Source organism: Ureibacillus endophyticus, assembly GCF_024159215.1.
GTDB lineage: Bacteria > Bacillota > Bacilli > Bacillales_A > Planococcaceae > Ureibacillus > Ureibacillus endophyticus.
On record NZ_JAMYWW010000001.1, the window covers coordinates 209729 to 234882 of the forward strand.

22 protein-coding genes, 1 pseudogene and 1 riboswitch are annotated in these 25154 nt (G+C 35.1%); of the genes and pseudogenes, 12 read left to right on the forward strand and 11 right to left on the reverse strand.

What is annotated here, in order from left to right; all coding sequences use genetic code 11:
* The first annotated feature begins 18 nt into the window (after positions 1–18).
* The 4 genes and pseudogenes from NKR20_RS01010 to NKR20_RS19575 all read left to right on the forward strand — a co-directional run.
* Positions 19–738, forward strand: a complete 720-nt coding sequence (locus NKR20_RS01010; RefSeq protein ID WP_253422881.1) for an FG-GAP repeat domain-containing protein — start codon at positions 19–21, stop codon at positions 736–738.
* 63 nt (positions 739–801) lie between these two features.
* On the forward strand, positions 802–1179 hold the full coding sequence (locus NKR20_RS01015) for a hypothetical protein (protein WP_121213629.1): 378 nt from the start codon (positions 802–804) through the stop codon (positions 1177–1179).
* A 127-nt stretch (positions 1180–1306) separates the two neighbouring features.
* The gene (locus NKR20_RS01020; protein ID WP_253422884.1) at positions 1307–2323 is read left to right on the forward strand and encodes a S66 family peptidase; all 1017 of its coding nucleotides are present in this window, start codon (positions 1307–1309) and stop codon (positions 2321–2323) included.
* Positions 2324–2389: 66 nt separating this feature from the next.
* Positions 2390–2565, forward strand: a pseudogene (locus tag NKR20_RS19575) (GNAT family N-acetyltransferase); the annotation flags it as partial.
* 176 nt (positions 2566–2741) lie between these two features.
* Here NKR20_RS19575 and NKR20_RS01025 read toward each other — a convergent pair.
* The gene (locus NKR20_RS01025; protein ID WP_121213626.1) at positions 2742–3158 is read right to left on the reverse strand and encodes a universal stress protein; all 417 of its coding nucleotides are present in this window, start codon (positions 3156–3158) and stop codon (positions 2742–2744) included.
* A gap of 11 nt (positions 3159–3169) precedes the next feature.
* Complete coding sequence (locus tag NKR20_RS01030; protein ID WP_253422887.1) at positions 3170–4591, reverse strand: SulP family inorganic anion transporter; 1422 nt, start codon at positions 4589–4591, stop codon at positions 3170–3172.
* A 111-nt stretch (positions 4592–4702) separates the two neighbouring features.
* Between NKR20_RS01030 and NKR20_RS01035 the strand changes: the two genes are divergently transcribed.
* Positions 4703–5257, forward strand: a complete 555-nt coding sequence (locus NKR20_RS01035; protein WP_253422889.1) for a recombinase family protein — start codon at positions 4703–4705, stop codon at positions 5255–5257.
* A gap of 358 nt (positions 5258–5615) precedes the next feature.
* Here NKR20_RS01035 and thiC read toward each other — a convergent pair whose 3' ends face one another.
* The gene (thiC, locus tag NKR20_RS01040; protein ID WP_253422892.1) at positions 5616–7400 is read right to left on the reverse strand and encodes a phosphomethylpyrimidine synthase ThiC; all 1785 of its coding nucleotides are present in this window, start codon (positions 7398–7400) and stop codon (positions 5616–5618) included.
* A 124-nt stretch (positions 7401–7524) separates the two neighbouring features.
* Positions 7525–7639, reverse strand: a riboswitch (TPP riboswitch).
* Positions 7640–7777: 138 nt separating this feature from the next.
* On the opposite strand from thiC, the gene NKR20_RS01045 reads away from it, so the two are divergent.
* The gene (locus NKR20_RS01045) at positions 7778–8878 is read left to right on the forward strand and encodes an iron-containing alcohol dehydrogenase (protein ID WP_253422895.1); all 1101 of its coding nucleotides are present in this window, start codon (positions 7778–7780) and stop codon (positions 8876–8878) included.
* A 37-nt stretch (positions 8879–8915) separates the two neighbouring features.
* On the opposite strand, the gene NKR20_RS01050 is transcribed toward NKR20_RS01045, so the two are convergent.
* The gene (locus NKR20_RS01050) at positions 8916–9674 is read right to left on the reverse strand and encodes an SDR family oxidoreductase (protein ID WP_253422899.1); all 759 of its coding nucleotides are present in this window, start codon (positions 9672–9674) and stop codon (positions 8916–8918) included.
* A gap of 143 nt (positions 9675–9817) precedes the next feature.
* Between NKR20_RS01050 and NKR20_RS01055 the strand changes: the two genes are divergently transcribed.
* The 4 genes from NKR20_RS01055 to NKR20_RS01070 all read left to right on the forward strand — a co-directional run bounded on the left by NKR20_RS01055 (position 9818) and on the right by NKR20_RS01070 (position 15983).
* Positions 9818–10381 carry a TetR/AcrR family transcriptional regulator gene (locus tag NKR20_RS01055; RefSeq protein WP_253422902.1) on the forward strand — a complete coding sequence of 188 codons (564 nt, stop codon included), beginning with the start codon at positions 9818–9820 and terminating at the stop codon, positions 10379–10381.
* 74 nt (positions 10382–10455) lie between these two features.
* Positions 10456–12168: an ABC transporter ATP-binding protein gene (locus NKR20_RS01060; RefSeq protein WP_121213616.1), complete on the forward strand. Its 1713-nt coding sequence runs from the start codon at positions 10456–10458 to the stop codon at positions 12166–12168.
* A 223-nt stretch (positions 12169–12391) separates the two neighbouring features.
* Positions 12392–14131, forward strand: a complete 1740-nt coding sequence (locus NKR20_RS01065) for an ABC transporter ATP-binding protein (RefSeq protein WP_253422904.1) — start codon at positions 12392–12394, stop codon at positions 14129–14131.
* A 211-nt stretch (positions 14132–14342) separates the two neighbouring features.
* Positions 14343–15983 carry an S-layer homology domain-containing protein gene (locus NKR20_RS01070; protein ID WP_253422907.1) on the forward strand — a complete coding sequence of 547 codons (1641 nt, stop codon included), beginning with the start codon at positions 14343–14345 and terminating at the stop codon, positions 15981–15983.
* 59 nt (positions 15984–16042) lie between these two features.
* On the opposite strand, the gene NKR20_RS01075 is transcribed toward NKR20_RS01070, so the two are convergent.
* The 6 genes from NKR20_RS01075 to NKR20_RS01100 all read right to left on the reverse strand — a co-directional run bounded on the left by NKR20_RS01075 (position 16043) and on the right by NKR20_RS01100 (position 21170).
* Complete coding sequence (locus NKR20_RS01075; protein ID WP_253422909.1) at positions 16043–16456, reverse strand: YugN family protein; 414 nt, start codon at positions 16454–16456, stop codon at positions 16043–16045.
* Positions 16457–16529: 73 nt separating this feature from the next.
* Positions 16530–17330: a serine/threonine-protein kinase gene (locus tag NKR20_RS01080; protein WP_253422911.1), complete on the reverse strand. Its 801-nt coding sequence runs from the start codon at positions 17328–17330 to the stop codon at positions 16530–16532.
* Between the two features lie 360 nt (positions 17331–17690).
* Positions 17691–19343 carry a sodium:solute symporter family protein gene (locus tag NKR20_RS01085; RefSeq protein ID WP_253422913.1) on the reverse strand — a complete coding sequence of 551 codons (1653 nt, stop codon included), beginning with the start codon at positions 19341–19343 and terminating at the stop codon, positions 17691–17693.
* Between the two features lie 30 nt (positions 19344–19373).
* Positions 19374–19676, reverse strand: a complete 303-nt coding sequence (locus NKR20_RS01090; protein WP_253422915.1) for a DUF4212 domain-containing protein — start codon at positions 19674–19676, stop codon at positions 19374–19376.
* A gap of 230 nt (positions 19677–19906) precedes the next feature.
* Positions 19907–20089, reverse strand: coding sequence for a hypothetical protein (locus tag NKR20_RS01095; protein ID WP_253422919.1), 183 nt, complete (start codon positions 20087–20089; stop codon positions 19907–19909).
* A 379-nt stretch (positions 20090–20468) separates the two neighbouring features.
* Positions 20469–21170 carry a hypothetical protein gene (locus NKR20_RS01100; protein WP_253422922.1) on the reverse strand — a complete coding sequence of 234 codons (702 nt, stop codon included), beginning with the start codon at positions 21168–21170 and terminating at the stop codon, positions 20469–20471.
* Positions 21171–21437: 267 nt separating this feature from the next.
* Between NKR20_RS01100 and NKR20_RS01105 the strand changes: the two genes are divergently transcribed.
* Both NKR20_RS01105 and NKR20_RS01110 read left to right on the forward strand, forming a co-directional pair.
* Entirely contained in the window at positions 21438–21863 is a 426-nt protein-coding gene (locus NKR20_RS01105; RefSeq protein ID WP_253422924.1) for a hypothetical protein, read from the forward strand.
* A gap of 281 nt (positions 21864–22144) precedes the next feature.
* Positions 22145–22687, forward strand: a complete 543-nt coding sequence (locus NKR20_RS01110) for a DUF2179 domain-containing protein (protein ID WP_121213601.1) — start codon at positions 22145–22147, stop codon at positions 22685–22687.
* Positions 22688–22780: 93 nt separating this feature from the next.
* On the opposite strand, the gene NKR20_RS01115 is transcribed toward NKR20_RS01110, so the two are convergent.
* On the reverse strand, positions 22781–24931 hold the full coding sequence (locus NKR20_RS01115; RefSeq protein WP_253422926.1) for a SpoIID/LytB domain-containing protein: 2151 nt from the start codon (positions 24929–24931) through the stop codon (positions 22781–22783).
* Positions 24932–25154: the final 223 nt, after the last annotated feature.

Below are 25154 nucleotides of genomic sequence, written 5' to 3' on the forward strand. Positions count from 1 at the left end.
CAGAAAAGGGGAATGGTTATGAATAATATGTTTCCATATATGCAATTTATCGTTGCAAGTAAGATGGGAGACGTCACAGGTGATGGAATTCCAGATTGGATTTACTTGACTGCATTAAAACAAGATCCAAATAGCCCGTATTGGGTAAATATTACGTTGCATATTAAAAATGGACGAACAAATCAAATAACGACTTTACCACTTACTGAAAATCAAGGTTATAATCCTACAATCTGGTTAGGGGATTTCACTGGTAATGGTGTAAACGATATCCTTGTAGCCATCGACTCAGGTGGAAGTGGAGCAATAATTTTTGGCTATGTATATTCCTATATATATGGAAGAATGACAAATATTTTTGATTCTATTCGCTTTAATGAACAACATCCATATACAGTGAACTATGCAAATAATTATAAAGCGAATGTAATTAGCGAAACTCCTCATAAAAAATACACAATAGATCTTCAGTATAAAGGTCAGGAATATTTAAATGAAATTTATCATCCAGATGGTACGTTAAAAAAACCAATTGAAGGTTGGGTTGATCCAATAAGTGGACTTTATCCAATTGATATTGCGAGAAATGGTAAATATTATTTACAAACTCTCCAGCTCATCGCAGGTCAGTATCATGCAGATGGATTAGGTTTGGTTGAAAATTTATTGAATTGGAATGGTTCTCAATTTGATATTGTGCGTCAGACAGTTGCAATTTATGGGGAAGATTTAAAATAACTTCGCGTATAACCTCTTTAAAACAACACAAACTACCTCTATCAAGTTTAAGGAGGTTATTTTGTGAAGAAGTTTTTAGCAATTCCTTTTGCATTCCTTTTAGCAGGTGTTCTAGCTGCTTGTGGTATGACAGATAATGCAGGTGAAAATGATAATGGTGTTATAGACGAAGATTTATCAGATATGAACGACAATGCAGATTTAAACAATGGCATTGAAGAAGATGGTGCACTAGATGGTACCTTAAATAATGATGGAGCTATTGAGACAGAAGATGGAATGGGAACAAATAATAATGGTAATACAAATGGTACTATGAATGGTACAGGTGGAGACGCTACTGGTGTTCCTGACACTGGTGCAGGTACTGGTGGAATGGGCACTGGTGGTAATGTAACAGATGAAAATGTAAATAGTGATGATCACAACCGAAAAAAATAAAGAAATAATTTAATTAAAACTGTAGTTATGCTCAATAAAATTGAGTTGAACTACAGTTTTTTTCATTCTAAATAAAGGGATAACTCAGTATCTTAAAGAAAGAGATATTAGGAAGTGGGGGAATTACATGATTACATATCCAGTATTATCAGAGCCAGTAAAAATTGGGGTAACTGCACCATCTGCGGGATTACATTTTGATCAGTATTCTTTACTTGAAAGAGCAGTAGAGAGAATGATTAATAAAGGATATAAAGTAGAGATAGGCAATACATGCTGGACACAATTTAAAGGGAAATCGGCTCCAGCAAAAGTCAGAGCGGCAGAACTAAATCTATTGTTACATGATGACACGATTCAATTCATTTTTCCTCCCTGGGGTGGCGAATTATTAATTGAGATTTTAGAGTATGTTGATTTTGATTTGAAAAAACCAAAATGGATTTTAGGATACTCGGATACAAGTGTTTTACTCCTTGCTATGACAATAAAAACAGGTCTAGCCACTGCTCATGGAGTTAACCTAGTGGATTTAAGAGGAATACGATCAGATCCTACTACAGCTATGTGGGAAGAGGTTTTACATACAAAACCAGGTGAAGAAGTAATTCAATATCCATCAGAAAAATATCAGTTATATTGGCAACATAATATCGAAACCGATTGGATTTATCACCTTACAGAACCTACAAAGTGGAAAACTATTACCAATGAGCCGATGTATATAAAAGGTCGTTTATTAGGTGGTTGTATTGATGTAATACGACATTTAATCGGTACGCCATATGGTGATGTTCGAAACTTTCAAAATCAATTTATTCAAAATGAACCAATTATTTGGTACTTTGAAAATTGCGAACTAAACGTTACAGACTTACGAAGATCCTTAGTACAAATGAAGTTAGCAGGATGGTTTGATAATTGTAGTGGTATTCTTTTTGGTAGAAGTGGAGCCAATGAGAAAATGGGAGATTATCATGTAATGGATGTTTATCTCGAACTTGCAGAGGAGTTAAACATTCCAATTGCTTACGACATCGATTGCGGACATATGCCACCACAACTCACATTTGTAAATGGAGCTTATGCAGAAGTTAGAATATACCATACAGGGGGAAGTGTGGTATTGCAGAAGTTCATTTAATTTAATAGTAGCAATAGCACTTGAAAATGGACAAGTTAAGAGGGGATACTTTGTGCATTTATAGATGTAGAAATTCGAGCAGCAATAGAGAATAAAAAAGCATTCCTAAAAGATTAGGATATATATATGAAGGTACGCTTAGACAAGCAGAATCGCTATACGATCATTATGTAGATCACGCTGTTTATGGTATCTTAAAGAGTGAATGGTTAGAAAGGAGTTGTCTGAAAAGTCATTTTTGAGACAACTCCTTTGCGACGAGGATAGTGGAAATTTATTTCGACTACTGCAGGAGCATTTTTACTGTGGCGAGGATGGTGACAACCACCGCAGGAACAATAATTCATAAGAGATATTTATCAAGAAAGAAAGGAGGTGTCCAAAAAATTATTACTTTTTGGACACCTCCTTTTGTGTCTTATTTGACTATTAGCGCTGGGCAGTTAACACGCTTCATTACCTTGTGACTTACACTACCTAAAACCATCTCTTGTAACCCATTTAGGCCACGACTTCCAATGACGACTAATTCAACTTGTTGTTCATTTGCGTAGCGGACAATCTCTGGACCAGGAGTACCTCTTAAAATTTTCACTTTATATGTTACATTTGCTTCTCGAAGAAGTTGTTCTACGGGAGCGATCTTTTTACGGCGTTGCAATTCTAACGCTTCACTTGAGGATGAATGTAACACGTCAGATTTTGATTTTTCAAAGTCTGCAACATAGACAACTTCTATCATTCCATCAAAGCATGTTGCAATCTTTATCGCTTCCTTCGCTGCGCGGATTGCATTTTCAGAACCATCTGCAGCCAATAAAATATGTTTATACATCGAAATCCCCCCTATATCCCTTGTAATTTTGAAACCAGTTCCTTACTTGGTGCATCTAATTCCGCTACATCTACGTCTATTCCTTTTTCTCGCAATAATTCTTGTACTTTCACTAATGCACCTACACCCGATTCGTCCCAAATGCGGCAATTAGAAAAGTCTAATTGGATTTTTGTACGATTTATTTCATTGTATTTAAAATAATCCACAAAAGAATCGGTCGAGGCAAAGAATAATTGGCCGGAAACAAAATATCGGTTATCTTCATGTTTTATCTTCACGGAAGAAATCTTAACAACAAAGAACACAGCACTTAAAATAACCCCAGCTATAACGCCTTTTGATAAGTCATGTGTCCAAACAACAATGACAACGGTTGTTAACATAACAATGGCATCAGTTCGAGGTGCCTTTACTAAATATTTAAACGAACTCCAATCAAATGTACCGATACTTACCATTACCATAATGCCGACTAATACGGGCATTGGAATTTTTACAACTAGCTCACCTAGAACTATAATTAAAAAGATTAAAAATAACCCGGCAATTAGTGTAGATAATCGGCCACGGCCTCCTGATTTAACATTGATGACTGATTGACCAATCATTGCACATCCAGCCATTCCGCCAAAGAAACCATTGATCACATTAGCAATACCTTGACCGCGGGCTTCACGGTTTTTATTACTTTCTGTTCCTGTCATGTCATCTACAATTTGTGAAGTTAATAAAGATTCTAATAATCCTACTATTGCTAGTGAAATGGAGACTGGTAAAATGATTCGCAATGTTTCTAAGTTAAAAGGAACGTCTGGAATGATGAAGGTTGGTAATGTTTGTGTGATTGTTCCTAAATCCCCAATTGTTCTTAACTCCACACCACTATAAATTGCAATGACAGATAATAATACAATTGCGATTAATGGAGCTGGTATCACTTTAATAAATCGTGGTAGTGTGTATACAAGTATTAAAGTGAGGGCAACAAATACATATGTCATAGTTGAAATACCGATAAAATGCGGTACTTGGGCCATAAAAATTAATATCGCAAGGGAATTAACAAAGCCGATCATGACAGCATTCGGAATAAACTTCATTAGTTTTGCAATTTTTAATATACCGAAAAGAATTTGTATAAACCCTGTTAAAATAGTTGCGGCAAATAAGTATTGCAAACCATAATCTCGAACTAATGGTGCTATTACAAGTGCCATCGCGCCAGTAGCAGCAGAAATCATTCCGGGACGGCCGCCAGCAAATGCAATAATTACCGCTATAATAAATGATGCATATAATCCTACCATTGGATCAACGCCTGCAATGATTGAGAAGGCAATTGCTTCAGGGATAAGTGCGAGTGCTACGACAATACCTGATAAAATATCGCCACGCACATTGCCAAACCATTGTTGTTTTAAACTTTGCATGGTAATCTCCTTTATATATTCATTTGTTTTTATACGAATAAAACCTTGATTATCATAACACTTGCATTCCCAAAAAGGAACCTTTTTGGGAATGATTTTGGGAGCGATAAAATGATTTATGGGTATATGAGACCTTTATATAATGATAAGCAATGTTTGGACCAGCTAAATTCGTTAAAACCAGTTTGTGACAAAATATTTCAAGAAGAGCACGGTGCACCCAAAAAGCGAACAGAGCTGGAATCGTTACTAATGCAATTAAAAGCTGGGGATGTCATTTTAGTGCAAAGAATGTTCGCGCTTGCTGACACAACAAGTCATTTATTTGAATTACTAAAATTATGTGAAAGAGATCAAGTGACCATACAGTTCTTACTAGAAGGGATTGTCACAAATGACAAATTACCGTTTAACCTCACTGAACTGGTAAAGGAGTTTTTAAGTTTCCAATCGGACATCGTAAAACAATCAACCACTTTAGGGATTGCCGATGCAAAGGCGCAAGGCAAGTCTATTGGTCGACCAAAAAAATCCGATGATAACGTGAAAAAAGCAATATCCATGTATTACTCTGGAAACTACACACTACTGGATATTAAGAATGAGACAGGTATCAGCAAATCCACGCTTTATCGATATTTAGAAGCAGTGGAAGAAAAAGAATAGTAGTTTATAAAAGTGGCTAAAGCTATGCTGAAAGAGTGGGGATAATCGTAGCCTTTCTTGCAGGAGTGAGGGATATAGTTTAATTAATTAGCATGATGAACACCAAACTGGCTATGAAATTTGGTTGTAGTGACTTTCATAGAGGCGATGAAGGACAAATTAGCTGATGATTTTGATTGAAGTGTCTTTCATACGGCTGATAAACGGCAAACCAGCAAAGAAAATTGATTGAATTAACTTTCATATGCTGGATGAAAGCGAATACTACTGTGAAACTAGATTGAAATCTTTCTCATCCACCTAATATTCAACAAATACATTAAAAGACTTGGCCGCTAAACCAAGTCTTTTAAAATACTTATTGATAAACACTTCCACTAGAATTTTTGAATTCCTCTGCTTTTTCTTGCATACCTTTTTCGATTGCCTCAGCAGTATCTAAGTTATTTTCTTTAGCGTAGTTTCGGATATCTTGTGAGATTCTCATACTACAGAACTTTGGTCCACACATTGAGCAGAAATGCGCAGTTTTTGCTCCTTCTGCAGGAAGTGTTTCATCGTGATATTCGATCGCACGTTCTGGGTCTAATGATAAGTTAAATTGATCTCTCCATCTAAATTCAAAACGGGCTTTTGATAAAGCGTCATCTCTAATTTGTGCTCCAGGATGCCCCTTTGCTAAGTCAGCAGCATGAGCAGCTATTTTATAAGTAATAACTCCTTCACGAACATCGTTTTTATTCGGTAGACCAAGGTGTTCCTTTGGTGTTACGTAGCAGAGCATGGCTGTACCGTACCACCCAATCATGGCTGCCCCGATAGCAGAAGTAATATGATCATATCCAGGGGCAATATCTGTTGTTAACGGTCCTAATGTATAAAAAGGTGCTTCCTTACATAATTCTAGCTGCTTATCCATGTTTTCTTTTATTAAATGCATTGGTACGTGTCCAGGTCCTTCAACCATCACTTGTACATCATGTTTCCATGCGATTTCTGTCAATTCACCTAAAGTTTCTAACTCCGCGAATTGTGCTTCATCGTTTGCATCTCGGATGGATCCAGGACGTAACCCATCACCTAGAGAGAATGCAACATCGTAGGTTTTCATAATTTCACAAATTTCTTCAAAATGTGTATAAAGGAAGTTCTCTTTATGATGGTATAAGCACCATTGAGCCATGATTGAACCACCACGAGAGACAATACCTGTCAGACGATTTGCTGTTAAAGGAATATAATGTAATCTTACTCCAGCATGAATCGTGAAGTAATCTACACCTTGTTCTGCTTGTTCAATTAAGGTGTCGCGGAAAATTTCCCATGTTAAGTTTTCTGCAATACCATTTACTTTTTCTAGTGCTTGATAAATAGGAACCGTACCAACTGGGACAGCTGAATTACGGATAATCCATTCGCGAGTTGTATGAATGTTTTTACCAGTTGAAAGGTCCATTATCGTATCTGCACCCCAACGAGTAGCCCAGGTCATTTTTTCTACTTCTTCCTCAATTGAAGAAGAGACAGCTGAATTCCCAATATTTGCATTAATTTTTACGTGGAAATTGCGTCCAATAATCATCGGTTCTGTTTCAGGATGATTAATATTAGCTGGAATGATTGCTCGACCACTCGCAACTTCATTTCGTACAAATTCCGGGTCCATATTTTCTCTAATTGCGATAAACTCCATTTCAGGGGTAATAATGCCTTTTCTTGCGTAATGAAGTTGTGTAACATTTTTTCCTTTCTTTGCTCGTAATGGTTTGCGTTTTAAACCTGGGAACACCTTTTGATTTGCACGAGGGTCATTGATATCCTTAAAACCATTATCCTCTGGTTTGATTTCCCGACCTTCATACTCCTCAACATCCCCGCGCTCAAGTATCCAGTTGTTTCTAATAGCAGGTAAACCTTTCGTAATGTCTACCGAATAATTACTATCCGTATAAGGACCACTCGTATCGTATACACGTACAGGTGCATTTTTTTCATCACCGAAAGTTCCTGTAGTAGGACTTAGTGAAATTTCACGCATTGGTACTTGAATATCAGGACGTGAACCACTAACATATACTTTTTTACTTCCTGAAAAGCTAGACATAATGGAAATATTTTTTTCGTTTAATGAGGTTTGTGACATTTGACCAATCTCTCCTTTTGAAATAAAGGACAAGACCTAGATAGTAGTGGATGAAAAAACGAAGTACATAAAAAAGCCGGACCCTAAAAAAGGTAGGACCCGGCTAAAAATGTAGAAGTTCGTATTAATAGTTTTCTAACTTCCCCACGCTGGTATAATCCAGATCAGGTCCAAAGAGTCAAGAAACTTAAACGCGTTTCTTTCTCAGCCCAAGCTATTGGGCACCCCTAGTTATTTCGATTATTAAATTACAACGTTAGTATACATGAACGGTTTTCGAAAGAGAAGGGAGTTTTGTCCTGTATTCTCATAAATTAAAATAAAATTCAGAAATCCGCTATAATGGTAATATCAAAAATACTGATAGGGGATAGGTTATGTGGCGTTATGAACATCCAACAGAAATCATATTTGGAAAAAGTGTATTGCAAAATTTAGGGGACTATTTAGAACAAAACAATATTCAAAAGGCACTTCTCATTGCAACGAATTCATCGGTGAAAAATGGAACAACAGCAGACATTGTGAATAAAAGTGCTGGGAGAATATTAGATGTCGTAAGTGGAATTGAGCCAAATCCAACCATCGAAAACGTAGAAATGTGTGCAAAAAAAGCAAGGGAATTAGAAGTAGATTACATTATTGCACTAGGTGGGGGAAGTGTAATAGATTGTGCGAAGGCAGTTTGCGCGGTTGTGGCGGAAAACTGTACAGCTATAGACTTGATGGAAGGAAAGAACATCACAAAAGCGTTACCACTTATCGCCATACCTACAGTCAGCGGAGCAAGTAGTGAAGTAACGGGTACTTCGGTTATTAGTTGGAAGGAAAAAGATTTAAAAAGATCTTTTACTTCGCCATTGTTATTTCCCAAAACAGCTGTTATCGACCCTGAGCTTACATATAGTTGTCCAAAGCATGTAACAGCAATTTCAGGAATCGATATCATTGCGCATTCTCTTGATTCTTTAGGTAGTGTGAAGTCAAATCCATTAACAGAACATTTTGCTGTTCAAGCTGCGAAACTAGCATTTGAAAACTTGGAAGCTGCTGTTAATGGGAACGCTGAGGCAAAAGATCAATTGGCATTTGCAGCAGTATTAGCAGGTTTTGCATTTTCACAAACTGGTACAACTGCATCTCACGCTTGTTCTTATATTTTAACGGCCAAATACGATATCCCTCACGCAGAAGCATGTGCTTTTACATTAGATAGTTGGTTTAAAATAAATGCAGAATATAAACCGTTACTAGAAATTCATGCAAAAAATATTGGGTTTAGTAATGTTGATGAATTAGTAAATGCATTAAATGATTTAAAAATTAAATTAGGGTTACGCACTATTTTAGGAGAGTTAGAAATACCAATAGAAGATTTAGAAATCATTGTTCAACATTCTTTAGACGCAGCAAATATGAAAAATAACATTGCACCTGTTGATGAAAAAATGATTCGAAATGTTTTTCTATCCAAATAAGGTAAAGGGTCATTCAATTTGAATGACCCTTTAATAATTAGTAAGCTGTCCAACCAGCATCCGCAGTAATAACTTGTCCATTAATGAAGCTTGCCTCATCAGATGCTAAGAATAGCGCTAAGTTTGCAATTTCTTCGGGTTGCCCTGAACGAGGGTTAATTGCCATTCCGAGTTGTTGACGTGCAAAACCTGTTTGACTAAGATTTGTCATTGTACTTCCGATATTTGTAATTACCCCACCTGGAGCAATTCCGTTACAACGTATATTTTTATCTGCATACATAAATGCTGTATTTTTTGTTAAGCCAACAACAGCATGTTTTGAAGCCGTATATGCAGCGCCAGCACGAGCTCCGTATAAGCCGCCAGCAGAAATGTTGTTCACAATTACACCGTGACCTTGTTCAAGGAAGAGATTTATTGCAATACGCATTGATTGCATTACTGCTTTTGTATTTACAGCAAATACTTTATCCCAACGCTCATCAGAAATTTCTCCCACAGGCTCCATGCCATCCATAATACCAGCGTTATTGACTAAGATGTCTAATTTTCCATAAGCGTTCTTTGTTTCATCAAACAATCTGTTTAAATCATCTAAAGAGGCAACATTCGTTTGCACAGCAATTACTTCGCCACCGTTTGCTCTAATGCCTTCCACTACGGCTTGTACTCCTTCTAAGTTTAAGTCAGAAGCAACAACCTTTGCACCTTCTTTAGCATAGACTTCTGCAATGGCTTTACCCATACCAGATGCAGCACCTGTAACAATAGCAACTTTATCTTGTAATCTCATTTGTAAAACCTCCCAATAATTTATAGAACAGCTGTATAATACTCAGTATAAATAGCTAGAGTAAACGCTTTTAATAAGCAGAAATTATAGAAGTGTTCAATATTAAACACATTTCGTAAAAACTGTTCAGTAAGAGGTGAAAAATGTTGAAGACGGATCTACGTGTCATGAAAACAAAGGAAGCACTTCAACAAGCATTAATCAATTTATTAGAAATTAAACCATTAGAATCTATTTCAATTGCTGAATTATGTAGAGAAGCAAAAGTGAATCGAGGGACATTTTATTTACATTACGGTCAAATAGAGGATTTATTTGAAGAGTACTTTCGTGAAATTATGAGAGATTTAGCTAGAAGTTATCAAGAACCGTACCGTCATGTGGTGAAATTAAAAACAAGTGAATTGGATCCTAAAACAATTAAAATTTTCCACCATATTGAAAAATATAAACCTTTTTATCGCATCGTTTTTTCTAAAAATATGCCTCTTACATATTATTACTTATTGTTTGAAGAAATTAAGATCCTCTTGAAAAAGGATCGGGAAGCGAATTATCAAGTGGATAATACAATTAATCTAGAATACTTTTCTTCCTATCAAGCTAATGCAATTTTAGGAATGATTATTCAATGGAGTATGAATGATTTCGAACAGCCAGCACACTTTTTAAATGAACAGCTTGTAAAGATTATTAATCTCGAATGATAAAGATTTTTAAATAGAGTATGAATCGTGTAAAATGGGGAAGAATATTCGGATTCCGAAATGAGGAGGCTTCTATGCTATCAAAATTTTTCTCCTATTATAAACCGCACAAACGCTTATTTATTATAGATTTCGCCAGTGCGATTATTGTAGCGATTTTAGAGTTAGCTTTTCCTATCGCTGTACAATGGTTTATTGACGAACTACTGCCAACAAATGAGTGGAATACCATTGTCAAAGTGAGTATTCTATTACTTTTAGTTTATGTTTTAAGTACAATACTCAATTTCATCGTGAACTATTTAGGACATAAATTAGGAATTAATATAGAAACTGATATGCGACAGGATTTATTTAACCATTTCCAAAAGCAATCCTTCCGCTTTTTTGATAACAACAAAACTGGCCATTTAATGAGTCGCATTACAAATGACTTATTTGACATTGGGGAATTTGCTCACCACGGACCAGAAGATTTCTTCATTGCTGTCATGACGTTCATAGGAGCTTTTGCCATCATGTTTAATGTTAATCCAACATTGGCTTATGTTGCACTAGTGGCAGTTCCATTGTTAATTGCTTTAGTTACGTTTAGTAATAAAAAGATGAACGCCGCATGGAAAGAAATGTACGGAAAAATTGCAGATGTCAACGGACGAGTTGAAGATAGTGTCGCTGGGATTCGTGTAGTTCAATCCTTTACTAATGAACAATTTGAGATGGAACGTTTCCGTGAGCAAAATGGATTCTTTAGAGCAGCAAAGCTTTATGCATATAAAGTGATGGCTGGAACCCATTCTGGTATTTATATGATGACCCGTCTTTTAACATTAGTTGTGTTAGTAGTAGGGGCATGGTTAAGTTTTAATGGAAAACTTTCTTACGGTGAGTTAGTCAGCTTTGTCCTTTATACAAATGTGCTAATTAAACCAATTGATAAAATTAGTGCATTACTAGAATTGTATCCAAAAGGAATGGCAGGTTTTAAAAGATTTCAAGACATGTTAAATGAACAACCAGAAGTACAAGATCGACCAAATGCTATTGATGTTCCTTACTTACAAGGTGATATTACTTTTGAAAATGTTAATTTTAATTATGAAAAAGATAAAACGATTTTAAAGGATATTAGCTTTGAGTTAAAAGCAGGGGAAATGACGGCATTTGTTGGACCTTCCGGAGCAGGGAAAACAACCATTTGTTCTCTTATTCCACGCTTCTACGATGTAGATAGTGGTTCTATTAAGATTGATGGAATAGATATCAGAGACATAACAAAACGATCGCTGCGTGAGCAAATTGGGATTGTTCAACAAGACGTGTTTTTATTTACAGGTACGATAAGGGAAAATATTGCCTATGGAAAACGTGGTGCAACAGAAGAGGAAATAAGAGATGCTTTGAAAAAGGCACACTTAGAGGACTTTGTGAATAATTTACCTGAAGGATTGGAAACGCAAATAGGTGAACGGGGATTAAAACTTTCTGGTGGTCAAAAGCAACGATTAGCCATTGCACGAATGTTTTTAAAGAACCCGCCTATCTTAATCTTAGATGAAGCTACATCGGCATTAGATACAGAAACAGAGAGAATCATTCAAGAGTCTTTATCTGAACTTGCAGAAAACCGAACAACACTTGTCATCGCCCACCGCTTGGCAACAATCAAAGATGCCGATCGAGTGTTAGTAATAACGCCAAATGGAATAGAAGAAGATGGATCTTACAATGAGTTGATTCAAGAGAATGGTATCTTTGCGAGACTACATCAGTATCAGTATAATTAATTAGGAGAAAGGAGTTGTCTGAAAAGTCATTTTGAGACAGCTCCTTTGTAACTGACGCTACCGCTTTCGTCACAGATAAATTGCGACGAGGATAGTGGAAATTTATTTTGACTACCGCAGGAACAATAATTCATAAGAGATATTTATCAAGAAAGAAAATAGGTGTCCAAAAAATTATTACTTTTTGGACACCTCCTTTTTTTGCACATCGAAGGAGGTAAAGATGAACAAAAATTCAAAAGTACCAAAAGTTAGTATAAAACCGTTTATTTCACTAATAGCTGCAACAAAAATACCGAAAGCACCCCTTATTTTTGGGTTGATTTTGAGTATTTTTACAACAATAGTTGGACTTGGAATTCCTCTTTTAACGCGAGAACTTGTTGATGGATTTTCCTTTGCATCATTAAGTGTGCCACTTATTTTAGCTATCATCGCATTTTTTATTGTACAAGCAGTTTTTGATGGTGTATCGATGTATTTGCTTGCTTATGTTGGGCAAAAAGTGGTGGCAAGACTCAGAGAAATGATGTGGCTTAAACTAGTTCGCTTGCCTGTTTCGTACTTCGATAATCAGAAAAGTGGGGAGTCTGTTAGTCGACTTATCAATGATACAGGAATCGTAAAAGATCTAATTACACAACATTTCCCACAATTTATTTCAGGTTTAATCTCAATCATAGGTGCAATTATTATTTTGCTAATTATGGATTGGAAAATGACATTGATTATGTTAATTTCAGTTCCAATTACTGTTGCGGTTATGATGCCTTTAGGATCTAAAATGGCGAAAATCTCTCGTGGCTTGCAGGATGAAACAGCAACCTTCACTGGAACGATTCAACAAACAATCAGTGAAGTACGATTAATGAAATCTTCCAATGCAGAAAGCTTTGAAGAGACAAGAGGAATTCAAGGGATCAATACTTTACTAAAGTTCGGATTAAGAGAAGCAAAGATCTTTGCTCTGGTAGGGCCAATTATGCATACGGTCATCATGATTGTTATTGTTATGATCATTGGTTATGGAGGAATCCGGGTTGCTAACGGAACAATGACAACAGGTTCACTGGTGGCGTTCTTGTTGTATTTATTCCAAATCATTTTCCCAATTACATCCTTTGCGATGTTCTTTACTCAGCTACAAAAGGCTAAAGGGGCAACAGAGAAAATTATTGAGATTTTAGAGCTCCCATTGGAACAGGGACAAGATGGAATTGAAATGGATATTAAAGATAAACCTATTCGCTTGCAGGATGTTTCGTTCTCTTACGATGGGGAAGAACCAGTGATTCAAAACGTTACTTTCGAGGCGAATCCAGGGGAAATGGTGGCTTTTGCAGGCCCAAGTGGTGGCGGAAAGACGACTTTGTTTGGGTTATTAGAACGTTATTACGAACCAACATCTGGTGAAATTTTTGTAGGAGATACGCCGATAAGTAAATTGTCACTAGTATCTTGGCGTAAACAAATCGGTTACGTTTCTCAGGAAAGTGCCATGATGGCAGGGTCGATTCGTGACAATCTCTGTTACGGGTTAACAGAGGAAGTATCAGATGAAAGACTTTGGGAAGTTACAAAAATGGCCTATGCTGATCAATTTATTAAAGAATTTGAGAATGGATTAGACACAGAAATTGGCGAACGTGGTGTTAAACTTTCAGGAGGACAAAGACAACGAATTGCCATAGCCCGTGCATTTTTAAGAAATCCTAAAATTTTATTAATGGATGAGGCAACAGCAAGTCTAGATAGCGAGTCCGAAAGTATTGTTCAGCAAGCTTTAGCTCGACTTATGAAAGGACGTACAACGTTTGTCATTGCTCACAGATTATCTACTATTGTCGATGCAAATAAAATTATCTTTATAGAAAAAGGTAGAATTACTGGTGTTGGAAGTCATGAGGAATTAATAGAAAATCATGAACTTTATCGAAAATATGCAGAACAGCAACTAACATAAAAATGAAAGCTAAAGAGGCACTTGCTTCTTTAGCTTTTTTCTATAGTAATTTATCCCTAATTTGCAGAATTGGAAAATAGATGCAAAATCTTAAAATTTTCTATCAATTTATATGTTATAATTTCTATATAATGCACCAATTGGTATCAGATACATAATTATACATTTATAGTTTCTGAGATTGGCGTAATAAATTTATAAGGAGGAACACATGAAGAAGTCAAAAATCTTTTCGGTACTTTTTACGTTAGTTTTACTTTTATCTTTGCCTCTTCAAGGATTAGCTGCAACATCATTTACTGATGTGAAAGGAGATTTTTGGGCAGAAAAAGAAATTAGTAATTTTGTAGATTTAGGGATTGTAAAAGGATACCCTGATAAAACATTCCGCCCGGAAAACACAGTAACACGTGGACAAGCTGCTATTATGATTGCACGCGGTTTAAAACTTGATGTATCTAATGTTGGCGCTGTAAGCTATGAAGATATTAAAGATGCTTCAATTAAAGAAATTGCTGCTGTAACAAAAGCAGGAATTATGAAAGGTACTAACGGTAAATTTGAACCGAATAAACCTCTTACACGTGCTCAAATGGCTACAATTTTAACAAACGCATTTAAATTAAAAGGTGATGGTTCAACAACTTTCACTGATGTAGCGAAAGATCACTATGCGTATGAAGCAATTGATGCAATTGTATCAAACAAAATTGCAACTGGTTTAGAAGATGGTTCATTCAAGCCAGAAGAAGCAACTACACGTGCTCAATTTGTAGTATTCCTTTCAAGTGCTTTAAATAAGCAAACGGATGTGACAGAAGAGCCAGCAGTTGAAGAAGAAACTGAAGTAACAAATGAAGCAATTACAGAATTATTAAAAGAAGTGTATGCAAATGAATTAGCTTTAAATAGTTATGAGTTTGATGGAAGTATGAATTTAGGTCTTAAATTCCCTAAATCATTAACTTCAACTCCTGAAGATGCTGCAATCTTTAAAATGTTTGAAGATATCAAAGTAGATATTAAAGGTGCTTATCAAAAAGATCCAATGAAAATGGAAATGACAATGGATCTTACACTTCAAGGTGAAGTTGAAACAAAATTCAGCATCCCAATGATTATGACAACTGATAAAATGTGGATTAAATTACCGCAATCACCACTTCTACCTTTACCAGAAGAGCTTAACGGTAAATATATTGAATTAGATCTTAATGAACTAACTGAACTTTCTGGACAACCAAGTGTTTCAATGGATTTAGCTTTACAAACAGAATTTACAAAAGCTATTTATGATATCTTCTTCGATGAATTTGGTAAATATTATGAAGAAGTAGATCAACAATCAGTTGCAGTTCCAGCTGATATCAAAGTTGATAAAGTATTAAAATTCGAATTATCAAATGAAGATTTAAAACCATTTATCGAAACATTATTTAATAACGTATTACCAAAGTTCCTAACATTATTAGAGAACCCAGAATACGTGAAAGCTTTAGGTTTAACTAGTGAAGACATCGCTTTACTAAAAGAAGGATTAGCAAGTGCTGATGTATCAATTGGTGAAGTAGCAGGGGAAATTAGTAACTTCGTAGATATTAATGAACTTAGCGAATACATTGCAATTAATGAAGATAAATATATTGGATATGACAAATTCAATTTAGATATCACAATTACAATGGAAGGCGAGTCTCTAGGTCTTAAATTATCTTATGATTTAGGAAAATCAAAAGTAAATGAGACAGTTGATTTCAAACTTGGTACGCCAAAAGCTTCAGAGGTAATTCCATTTAATAAATTAATGGAAATTGAAGCTGAAGCTGTGGATGCAGTACTTCCACAAAAATAAAATTTTAAAAGCTAAAGAAGCGACTATCGTTTCTTTAGCTTTTTTTGTATCTTTTAAAATTAATTTAAATAAGGTAACACTTTTTCTTCAATTACTTGTTCTCCTACACTAATCCATTTGTTTTTATCCTCAATGGATCCATCTTTATCAATCGGTTCTTGGAATTGACTAAATCCTGTTGCATCCATCATTGAACTGCCATCATGTTCTAACCCTAAGTTTGCAATATGTTTAATAACATAAGGAGTTTCAAAACGAATGTATGCATTTGGCGAATCGAGCATACCTTGAGTCACGATAAACGGCAGTCGTAAATAAATTGTTTCACCTTGATCTTTAGAAAGGATTGCGTCAAAAATTCCGCGATCATAATCCCAGTATCCTCCTAATGTAAAACCTGCATCTTTAATGGCGTTTTGTATCTTTCCAAATTCAGTATATTTACCCTCTATATTTGATTCTAATTGTAACATTTTGAAGTCTCTCCTAATGCTTTTTTTCTCAGTTTAGACAGACAACCAAAATGTAATACGGTATTTGTAAAAATTAATCAGTTAAAACTAATGAGTGCTCTAATATTTGGCATTGAAGGGATCTTAATGCGTCCACTGCACTGTTAAAAGGCTCTCTTATAATTAAGAGATGTTCAATATACTCTATTAACGATGGTGGTAATTGTAGTTCTTCTTGCCAGCTCCGTTCTTTCTTTTGAGTGGGTGAATAGTTTGAATAAAGAAGGAATAGGAGGAAGTGCCCGATAAAATAGAGGTCACTTATATGATTTTCAGCTCTTTTAGGGTTGTCAATTTCGTTGAAGTCAACATCACACTTCATATAGACAGCTAATCCAAAGTCGATAATGTATAATTGTTCGTCTTTCATTAGGATATTTGGAATACGTAAATCTCGATGCACAATTCCTTTTTGATGAAAAAGAATAACATTTTCCAGCAGTTGACTAGCAATTTTTAATGATTGTTCAACAGAAAAGGTATTCCCTTCTATAAATATCGACTGCTCAAATGTCTGTCCGCCTATATAATCCATAATATAAAAAGGAACTTCTTCAATAACACCCTGTGAAATAACAGAAGGAGTATTAGGTAAACCAATCTCCTGAAGTAGTTGAATCTCTAAATGGAACTTTTCTCGAAGCTTGCGACTTTTTCGATGTTTTGCCTTCATTCTTTTCAGTACAAATTTTTCTCCTGATGAAAGCTCTTCAATTAAATAAGCAACTCCATAAGATCCACTACCTAATTGTTTAATAAAGCGATAACGGGTTTTGGTTTCAATATAGTTTTTAACCAAGGCATCATATTTATTTTCCTTTAATGAGTTAAACATGTTTAACTACCAAAGAAACTACCTGAGCTGAAAAAACTTTTTGAACTGAAAAATCCAGAACGACTTTTATAACTTCTTTTATAATGTTTATGGCCATAGTAGTTGTGTTTATTAGAGTATTTTCTTCTGCTACTACTATAATAATGGCGTTTACTATTGCTTCCGCCTAACAACTTCTTTAAAAATTTATCTAACATCAAATCAATCCTTTCTAGAATGAATAAAAACAAAGGTAAACTTACTACTAATGTATTTTACGATTTAGGTTAGTAGAAGTTTCAAATGGGATGGAAGAAGACAAAGAAAAGTACCAGATACAGAAACAATTTTGAATTGCTTCTGTACCTGGTACGTTAAAAATTACTCATTCATATATACTTCGCCGTCTTTGTATGTCATTTGCTCTGGATAGCGTAAGTTAATAACGGCATCTTGAATTTCTTGTGAAGGTGGCTTCGTTGCAAGGGATACGATGATATTTGCAGCAAATGCAGCAATTGCACCGAATACCCCAGCTCCTGTATCAATAATACCGAGTATAGTAAATCCACCATATTTAGCTGCAAAAATGTAGGATAATGTTACAGCTAAACCTACAAGTAAACCAGCAATTAAACCTTGCGCATTCGCTCGTTTCCACCATACACCAAGTACTAAAGCAGGGAAGAATGTACCGGTTGCAATGGCGAATGCCCAAGCAACTATTTGCGTGATCGCACCTGGTGGGTCAAGGGCAACGATACCAGCAAATAACGTTGCAACTACGATTGTAATACGTCCAACTTTAAGACGTTGTTTATCTGTTGCATCTGGTTTTAAAACTCGATAGTAAATATCATGCGCAAAAGCTGATGAAATAGCAATTAATAAACCACCAGCTGTTGATAAAGCTGCAGCCATCGCACCAGCTGCTACTAAACCAATAACGAAGATTCCTAGATTTGCAATTTCAGGTGTTGCCATTACGACAATATCGTTTGCAATAATTAATTCATTCCATTGAAGAATTCCATCGCCACTTGTATCTGCAACTTTTAATAATCCTGTATCTACCCAAGTTTTTGTCCAAGCAGGGAGATCAGCAATTTTACTACCAGCTACTTGTGTCATTAAAATGAAGCGTGAGAATGCCGCATAAGCAGGTGCAGAGAAGTATAATAACGCGATGAATAAAAGTGCCCATGCTCCTGACCAACGCGCAGCCTTCATTGTAGATACTGTGTAGAAACGAGCAATTACGTGTGGAAGCCCTGCAGTACCTGCCATTAAAGTGAACATAAGCGCAAGGAATTGCCACTTAGTTCCTTTTTCAAAAGGAGCAAAATACTCAGAGAGCCCCAGTTCACGATCTAATTCCCCAAGCTTACCAACAATTTCACCGTAAGAAAGCCAAGGTAGAGGATTACCTGTAATTTGTAATGACATGAAGATTACAGGAACAAGGTATGCCACAATTAATACAATGTATTGTGCAACTTGAGTCCATGTAATCCCTTTCATTCCTCCGAATGCTGCATAAATTGCAATTAAAACTACACCGATCATTGTACCTAGTTTCGCATCAATTTCAAAAAGTCTTCCGATTACTACTCCAGAACCTGATAACTGTCCGATTGAGTAAGTGAAACTGATGATCATTGTACAAATTGCAGCAATGATAAGTGCAGTATTACTTTTGAAGCGATCACCGATAAATTCAGGAACTGTATAACTTCCTGACTTTCTTAATTGAGGTGCAAGTAGGAATGTTAAGAGTAAATATCCTCCTGTCCACCCCATGATATATGCTAAACCATCGTATCCTAGCATCATAATAGTACCGGCCATACCAATGAAGGAAGCCGCACTCATCCAATCGGCACCAATTGCCATACCGTTCCAAACTGGTGGTACTCCACGACCCGCTACATAGAAATCAGATGTTTCTTTCGCTTTATTATAAATTGCAATAAATATATACAAAGCAAATGTGGCTAAAATAATGGCTAACGATGTTATAAATTGCGTATCCAAAAATCATCCCCCTTTATTTCAAGATTTACTTTAATGGTCTACCGTTGTAGATCTACCAATTTCTTCATTTCGTTTTTCATCAATGCCGTACTTTTTGTCAATTTTGTCCCCCACAAATGCATTAACAAAAAGTAAAATAATAAATACTGCTAAAGCCCCTTGAGCCCCCATAAAATAGTGGAATGGGAAGCCATTAAAATAAACATCACTAAGTGGCTCTGCAAATAATACGACCCCATAAGAAACAATCGCCCAAATGATAAAATAGATAATCATATAGGTGTTTTTCTCACGGAAGTATGCATCAGCCTTGCTTTTATTGATCTTTTTCACCATTTCACCCCTGTTCTAAATTTCCCCAATCAGCAAATGTTACAGATTACACAAATAAAGAGCTGTAAATTACTCCTCCTTTTTATAAGAGCTTATATATTGCTTTGTCTCTTAGAGGAGACAAAGTAATCACAGAATTAAGCGGAAAGAAGGTTAATAGGATAATTTAAATAGTTGTGAATTAGAAGGGATAGTGATAATTTGTCCAAATCAAAAGGATAAGAAATAAGCTATTGTAGACTAAAGATAAACTTAATTGTTTCTAATAGTGGAGCTGGAACGAGGAGAATTTCAACTATAATATAAACTACGATTACAACTACTGGTACTAGTAATAAAATGAATCGCTTTTTCCATAATGCAATAGTAAGACAAATAAGAGTAATTATGAGAAAGAAGTACTGAATGTTCATTACCTCCTTTACCTGTGATTATCATATTTTTTTTTTTTAAAACTTATGTATAAAACTTTAACAATATTATCGATTTATTAAGAAAAATTTACCTATTTTAATAAGTGAATGGTGATTTTAATAGTAATTCATTCCCTTAATACAAGTTCATTTTGGAATTTATTCCGGGATGAAAGGTACATTTTAGAATAAAAGAAGCTGTGCAGTAAGATAGACTTTCTGCACAGCTCTTTCAAATACTCATTAAATAAACCTAAAAAATATTCCTCCTGGGTGATGAACACAATCCACGTTGTAAATTAACTTTGAGGAAAGTTTAAGCGTCAGTCACAAAAGGGGCATCTCAAAATTCTTTTGAAGTTGCCTCTTTATTCAGGAGTTAAATAATATATTCCATAAAGTATTCTGCCATTTTAGGTAAGGGGAGATTTAGTTTCATCATAAGGGCAACACAATTTGCAATGATTATTTCAGCCCCTTCTGAATGTTCTAATTGTATTCCGTATTCTGATTCGATAAAGTTAGTAAACTCCCATTTTTTTAACGAATTTCTATTTTCACCACGATAATAACTGTCCATTTCCGAATAAAGGTTATCTAAGAAATCTTCAAATAATTCACTTTGTTGGATTAGTTGCTGATAAATCGGATCATCAACAGGTGCTTTTGATGCATAGATATCATTTGCCACAAGTTGAATGATATCTTCCATAGCAATTTGCTCATTTGAAGATTCTTCTATTTGCCAAATGGAGTTAGTGAAAAATGGGTGAGCATCAATCGTTATCATATTCTTCATTTTTCTTCGAATAAACTTTTTAAGAACAATTCCTTCTTCACAAACAAAAAGTACTTCATAATTAAATGTTGTATCGAAATTATATGAATTCGATTCTTCTAAAATTGCATAACTTTCACCATAAAGAGTATCGATGTACATTTGAATTGGTTCAAATTTATAATAAATATTTCCTTTAGTTGTATGACCTGAATATTTTAAATAAACTTCTTGAACATCCTCTTTACTAGGATTTACAAGACAAAGACTGTACTTTTCTTTTGAAATAACAAATTGAAGCAAGAATTCAGCTCCTTCTATGTTGTTAAGCCAATAGGAGGGAGATTGGCAATTGAAAAAACATGGTCGTTAAAAGATATTCATAAAAATACATATTATTCGTACTCCGATAGGGGATAAGGCTTTTGTATTAATCATTGGGAATTTTAAAAGGGGTCAAAAACAAGAGTTATTTATAAATATCAATTCTTATAGGGATGGACAACCTACACGTGCTCCTTTTTTCTACATACATTGTAGGTAGTTTATTATGAAGGGAGGATTTAAGTAGTGAATCCTTTTGATTTTACTGGTAATCAATTTGATGAATCCCCACGCCGTAGAAGACGCCAACCTGGATTCCCTGGAGGAGGGCAAGGGCAATTTCCTGGCTTTCCAGGCGGGGGTCAACCACCATTTGGTATGCCAGGTGGAGGTATGGGACAAATGCAACCTCCGACAGCACCACCACCAAGTTTTACACCGCAAATGACAACATTTCAACAACAAGAATTTTCTCGCAGAGGCGGAGTAGGAAGCATTAGACGTTGTATGTTCCGAAATACCTTTATTTGGTTGAGAAATGGAAATGCATTTTGGTTCTTCCCTATGTTTGTTATAGGAAATCAAATTATTGGTTTCCGTTGGAGAGGGAATAGAGGTTGGGTTTATGACTCTCTAAATCGAAATAGTATTATGTTCTTCCAATGTTATTAATATTGAATAATTCAACACCTTCGTTAAGTTAATATAACGAAGGTGTATTTGATTTTATATACATATATAGAGTAAAAGGAAGAAGTGATAAATGATAGAGGGATTGTGTTTAAAACAAAGTAAAGAAGGAATAGTTTACTTATATATGGAATGTATAGAGATAGATAAGGTTTAGATGTGTCTTTTAGTTTTAAAAATATATTTAACACATAACGTGAGTACAATAGATAATTGTAGGTAAATAATAAATACAAAATATTTTTCAAAGAAAGGCGAATTAGATGACAAACATTTTATTAATATTATTACTTCAACTGGTCTATGTACCTTTGTTAACGTTACGAACAATTTTCTTAGTTAAAAATCTAACACTGTTCGCGGCCATCTTTGGAATATTAGAAATGTTGATTTATGTATTTGGATTATCTCTTGTCTTTAATGGGGATCAAAGTTTATTGGCAATGATAGTTTACGCAGTAGGGTTCGGCCTAGGGATGTTTTTAGGAACGAAAATTGAAAATAAACTAGCAATTGGCTATGTGTATATCACAATCAATACACAGAAGAAAAATCAAGAACTTATTGATACATTGCGTACAAACGGCTTTGCCATTACAACTTATGTAGGTGAAGGTAGAGACAGTGAACGCTTTAAATATGAAATTCTAGCAAAACGAAACAGGGAAAAAGAGCTCTTTGCTTTAGTTGAATCCATCGAACCAAAAGCATTCATCATATCCTATGAACCGAAGTCCTTTAAAGGTGGATTCTTAGTGGATCGAATGAAGAAACAAGCTAGAGAGTTTAAAAAAACACTAAAATAAATGTCTAGTTAAGGGGCTGTGTAAAGAAATTGCACAGCCCTTTAGTTGTAATATAAAAACTGCACCTCTTCAAAAGAAAAAGTGCAGTACATGTTATCTTATGATATTGATATATTTAGCGTAAACATAACCTTTCTTTTTACCATATTGGACATAATACCATGTACCACTATTATTTAAGATAAGGACAGTATTATCTATTTGAAGCTTCCCAATAGAAGGGGAATTTGTTGAAGCGTTTTGTCTTATCAATACATCAGTGCCACTTACTTTACCAATATTTGTTTTTAATAAAGTGAACGCATGTGTTTTTGTTGATTTGTTCTTTGCTAAATCTTCAGCAGTAATAACAAATGTATAGTTCCCATTAGCAATTTTTGATACATCCCATAAAACAGTTTGTTTTCCTTTAGTCTTTTCAGTGTTGGTTTCTAACTGCTTTACAAGTGTTCCTTTAGCATTTTTCACATATACTGAAATTTTTGCTGGTTCATTTATCGTATAATTGAACGATACATTTTTCGTACTAATGTTATAGGTTGTCCCTATATTAGTAATGGAAGGTGCTATTACATCTTTTGGGATATTTAATGTGTGCTTATGAATTGCAGAGGAAGTATTGCCAGCTAAATCAGTTGTAATAATTCCAAACGTATACGTTCCGTTTTTGATAGAAGAAACATCCCAAGAAATTTCATACTTACCTGGAGCTTGCTCTAAATTTTTGATGAGGTATTGTAAAATTACTCCATTTGAATCTTTTACATAAATGGATGTGTTGGTCGTTTCATTGATTGCATAAGATAATGTTATTTTTTTATTCGCATTGTAACTGGATGCTAACTCGCTAATGGAAGGTGCAGTTCGATCGATATAGTTATCAGCATCTGTGCCACCTCCAATACCTCCAATAGGTTGTTTGATTGGCTCGATTGGGAATGGGCTTATTATATTAGCGATTGGATTATATACTTTTAAAATTGATATGTCTTTATAATAAAACTTTAATATTTCATCATAGGTTTTACCACCAATATTAGCCATTTTTTGAGCTCCCCATTGACTCATCCCAACACCATGACCATCTCCACGCCCTGTTACTCGAACTACATCTGTATCTGATTTCACTTCATCCACCAGGTAACTCAACATAACACGATTTCCAATCATTGCGCGGATTTTTGTAGCGTTGCCGTTTGTAAAGGTTACACGTTGCGGAACTAACTTCCCGGTTTTATCTACTAAATCCTTAACTAAAAATTCCACAGTAATAGATCCGTTTTTTACACGGCCACCAGAACCAGGATTTGAAAGTGAAAATGTAGGAATAGCGGTAATTTTCAACTCTTTATCTGTATATCCATTTTTGTTTAACCAGGCTTTAATATTTGAGGCAATTAGCGGATCTCTTTCTTTTGTAGAAGTCCACCAAGTTGAATACTTTGATAAATCTAATTTAGTTAAATCGATTTGAGTTTTATTAAAAGAAAAATTCCAAACAAACTTTGGGTCATAAGGGTCTTCTTTTATTGGTAAATAGGGTACTTGTGTGTTTCCCCAAGCATTGGCGTTACTTTCAGTCATTCCACCGTTACTAGAAGAATAGACAGCATCGATTAAACGGCCGTTATAGTGGAGGACTTCTCCTTTCGTTTCATCCACAGCTCTTGTTGTATTTGGTGTCCATACATAACCACCATAAACTTGATAAGAAATCGTGTCATTAATAATTTCCCGATTTAAGTAGCTTGTTGCATATGTTCTTGCTGCAACAGCTTGTGTTTTTAAAGCTTCCACATTCCAAGAAGGATACATTTCGTTTGGAACAACGCCCTTTAAATAATCCTCCATATAAATTGAGTTAATTGGTCGAACGTAATTGTTTTCAACTATAAAATCAAAACTTCCTAAATAAGGACGATTGTTTATTGAAAGTTGACTAGTAGTAAAACTTGGCATAGCGGAAAAAGTTTGATATGTACCTAACAATAGACCTTCTTTATATAAAGAGAGTTTTCCGCTAACTTGTTTTAATGTATATGATTCATTAGCCTTTAAGACGATGTTTCCATCACTTGTTAAGTAATTACCGTTTGGCTTTAAAGTAATTTCTTTCTTATCCCCCAAATAGTTAACCAATTTGACTTTTACAATTGGTTCAACTTCCTGGGCATTACTTTTTTGAATCGGAAGTAAAAGCATAGAAATAGTAAGAAATAAGAGTAAAAGCAGTGCTTTTTTCATTTAATGTTCCTCCGAATCTATTAAACTACTATTAAATAGTAAATTAACAGAATCAGAGGAACAATGCTAAATTGTTTCCAATAAAGTTGAAAACTACTATGTTAATAAGGAGTTGTCTAAAAACTTGTTTTGAGACAATTCTTTGCAATTGCCGCTATCGCGCTTTCACCGCAGGAGCATTTATTTACTGCGACGAGGATGGTGACAACCACCGCAGGAGCAA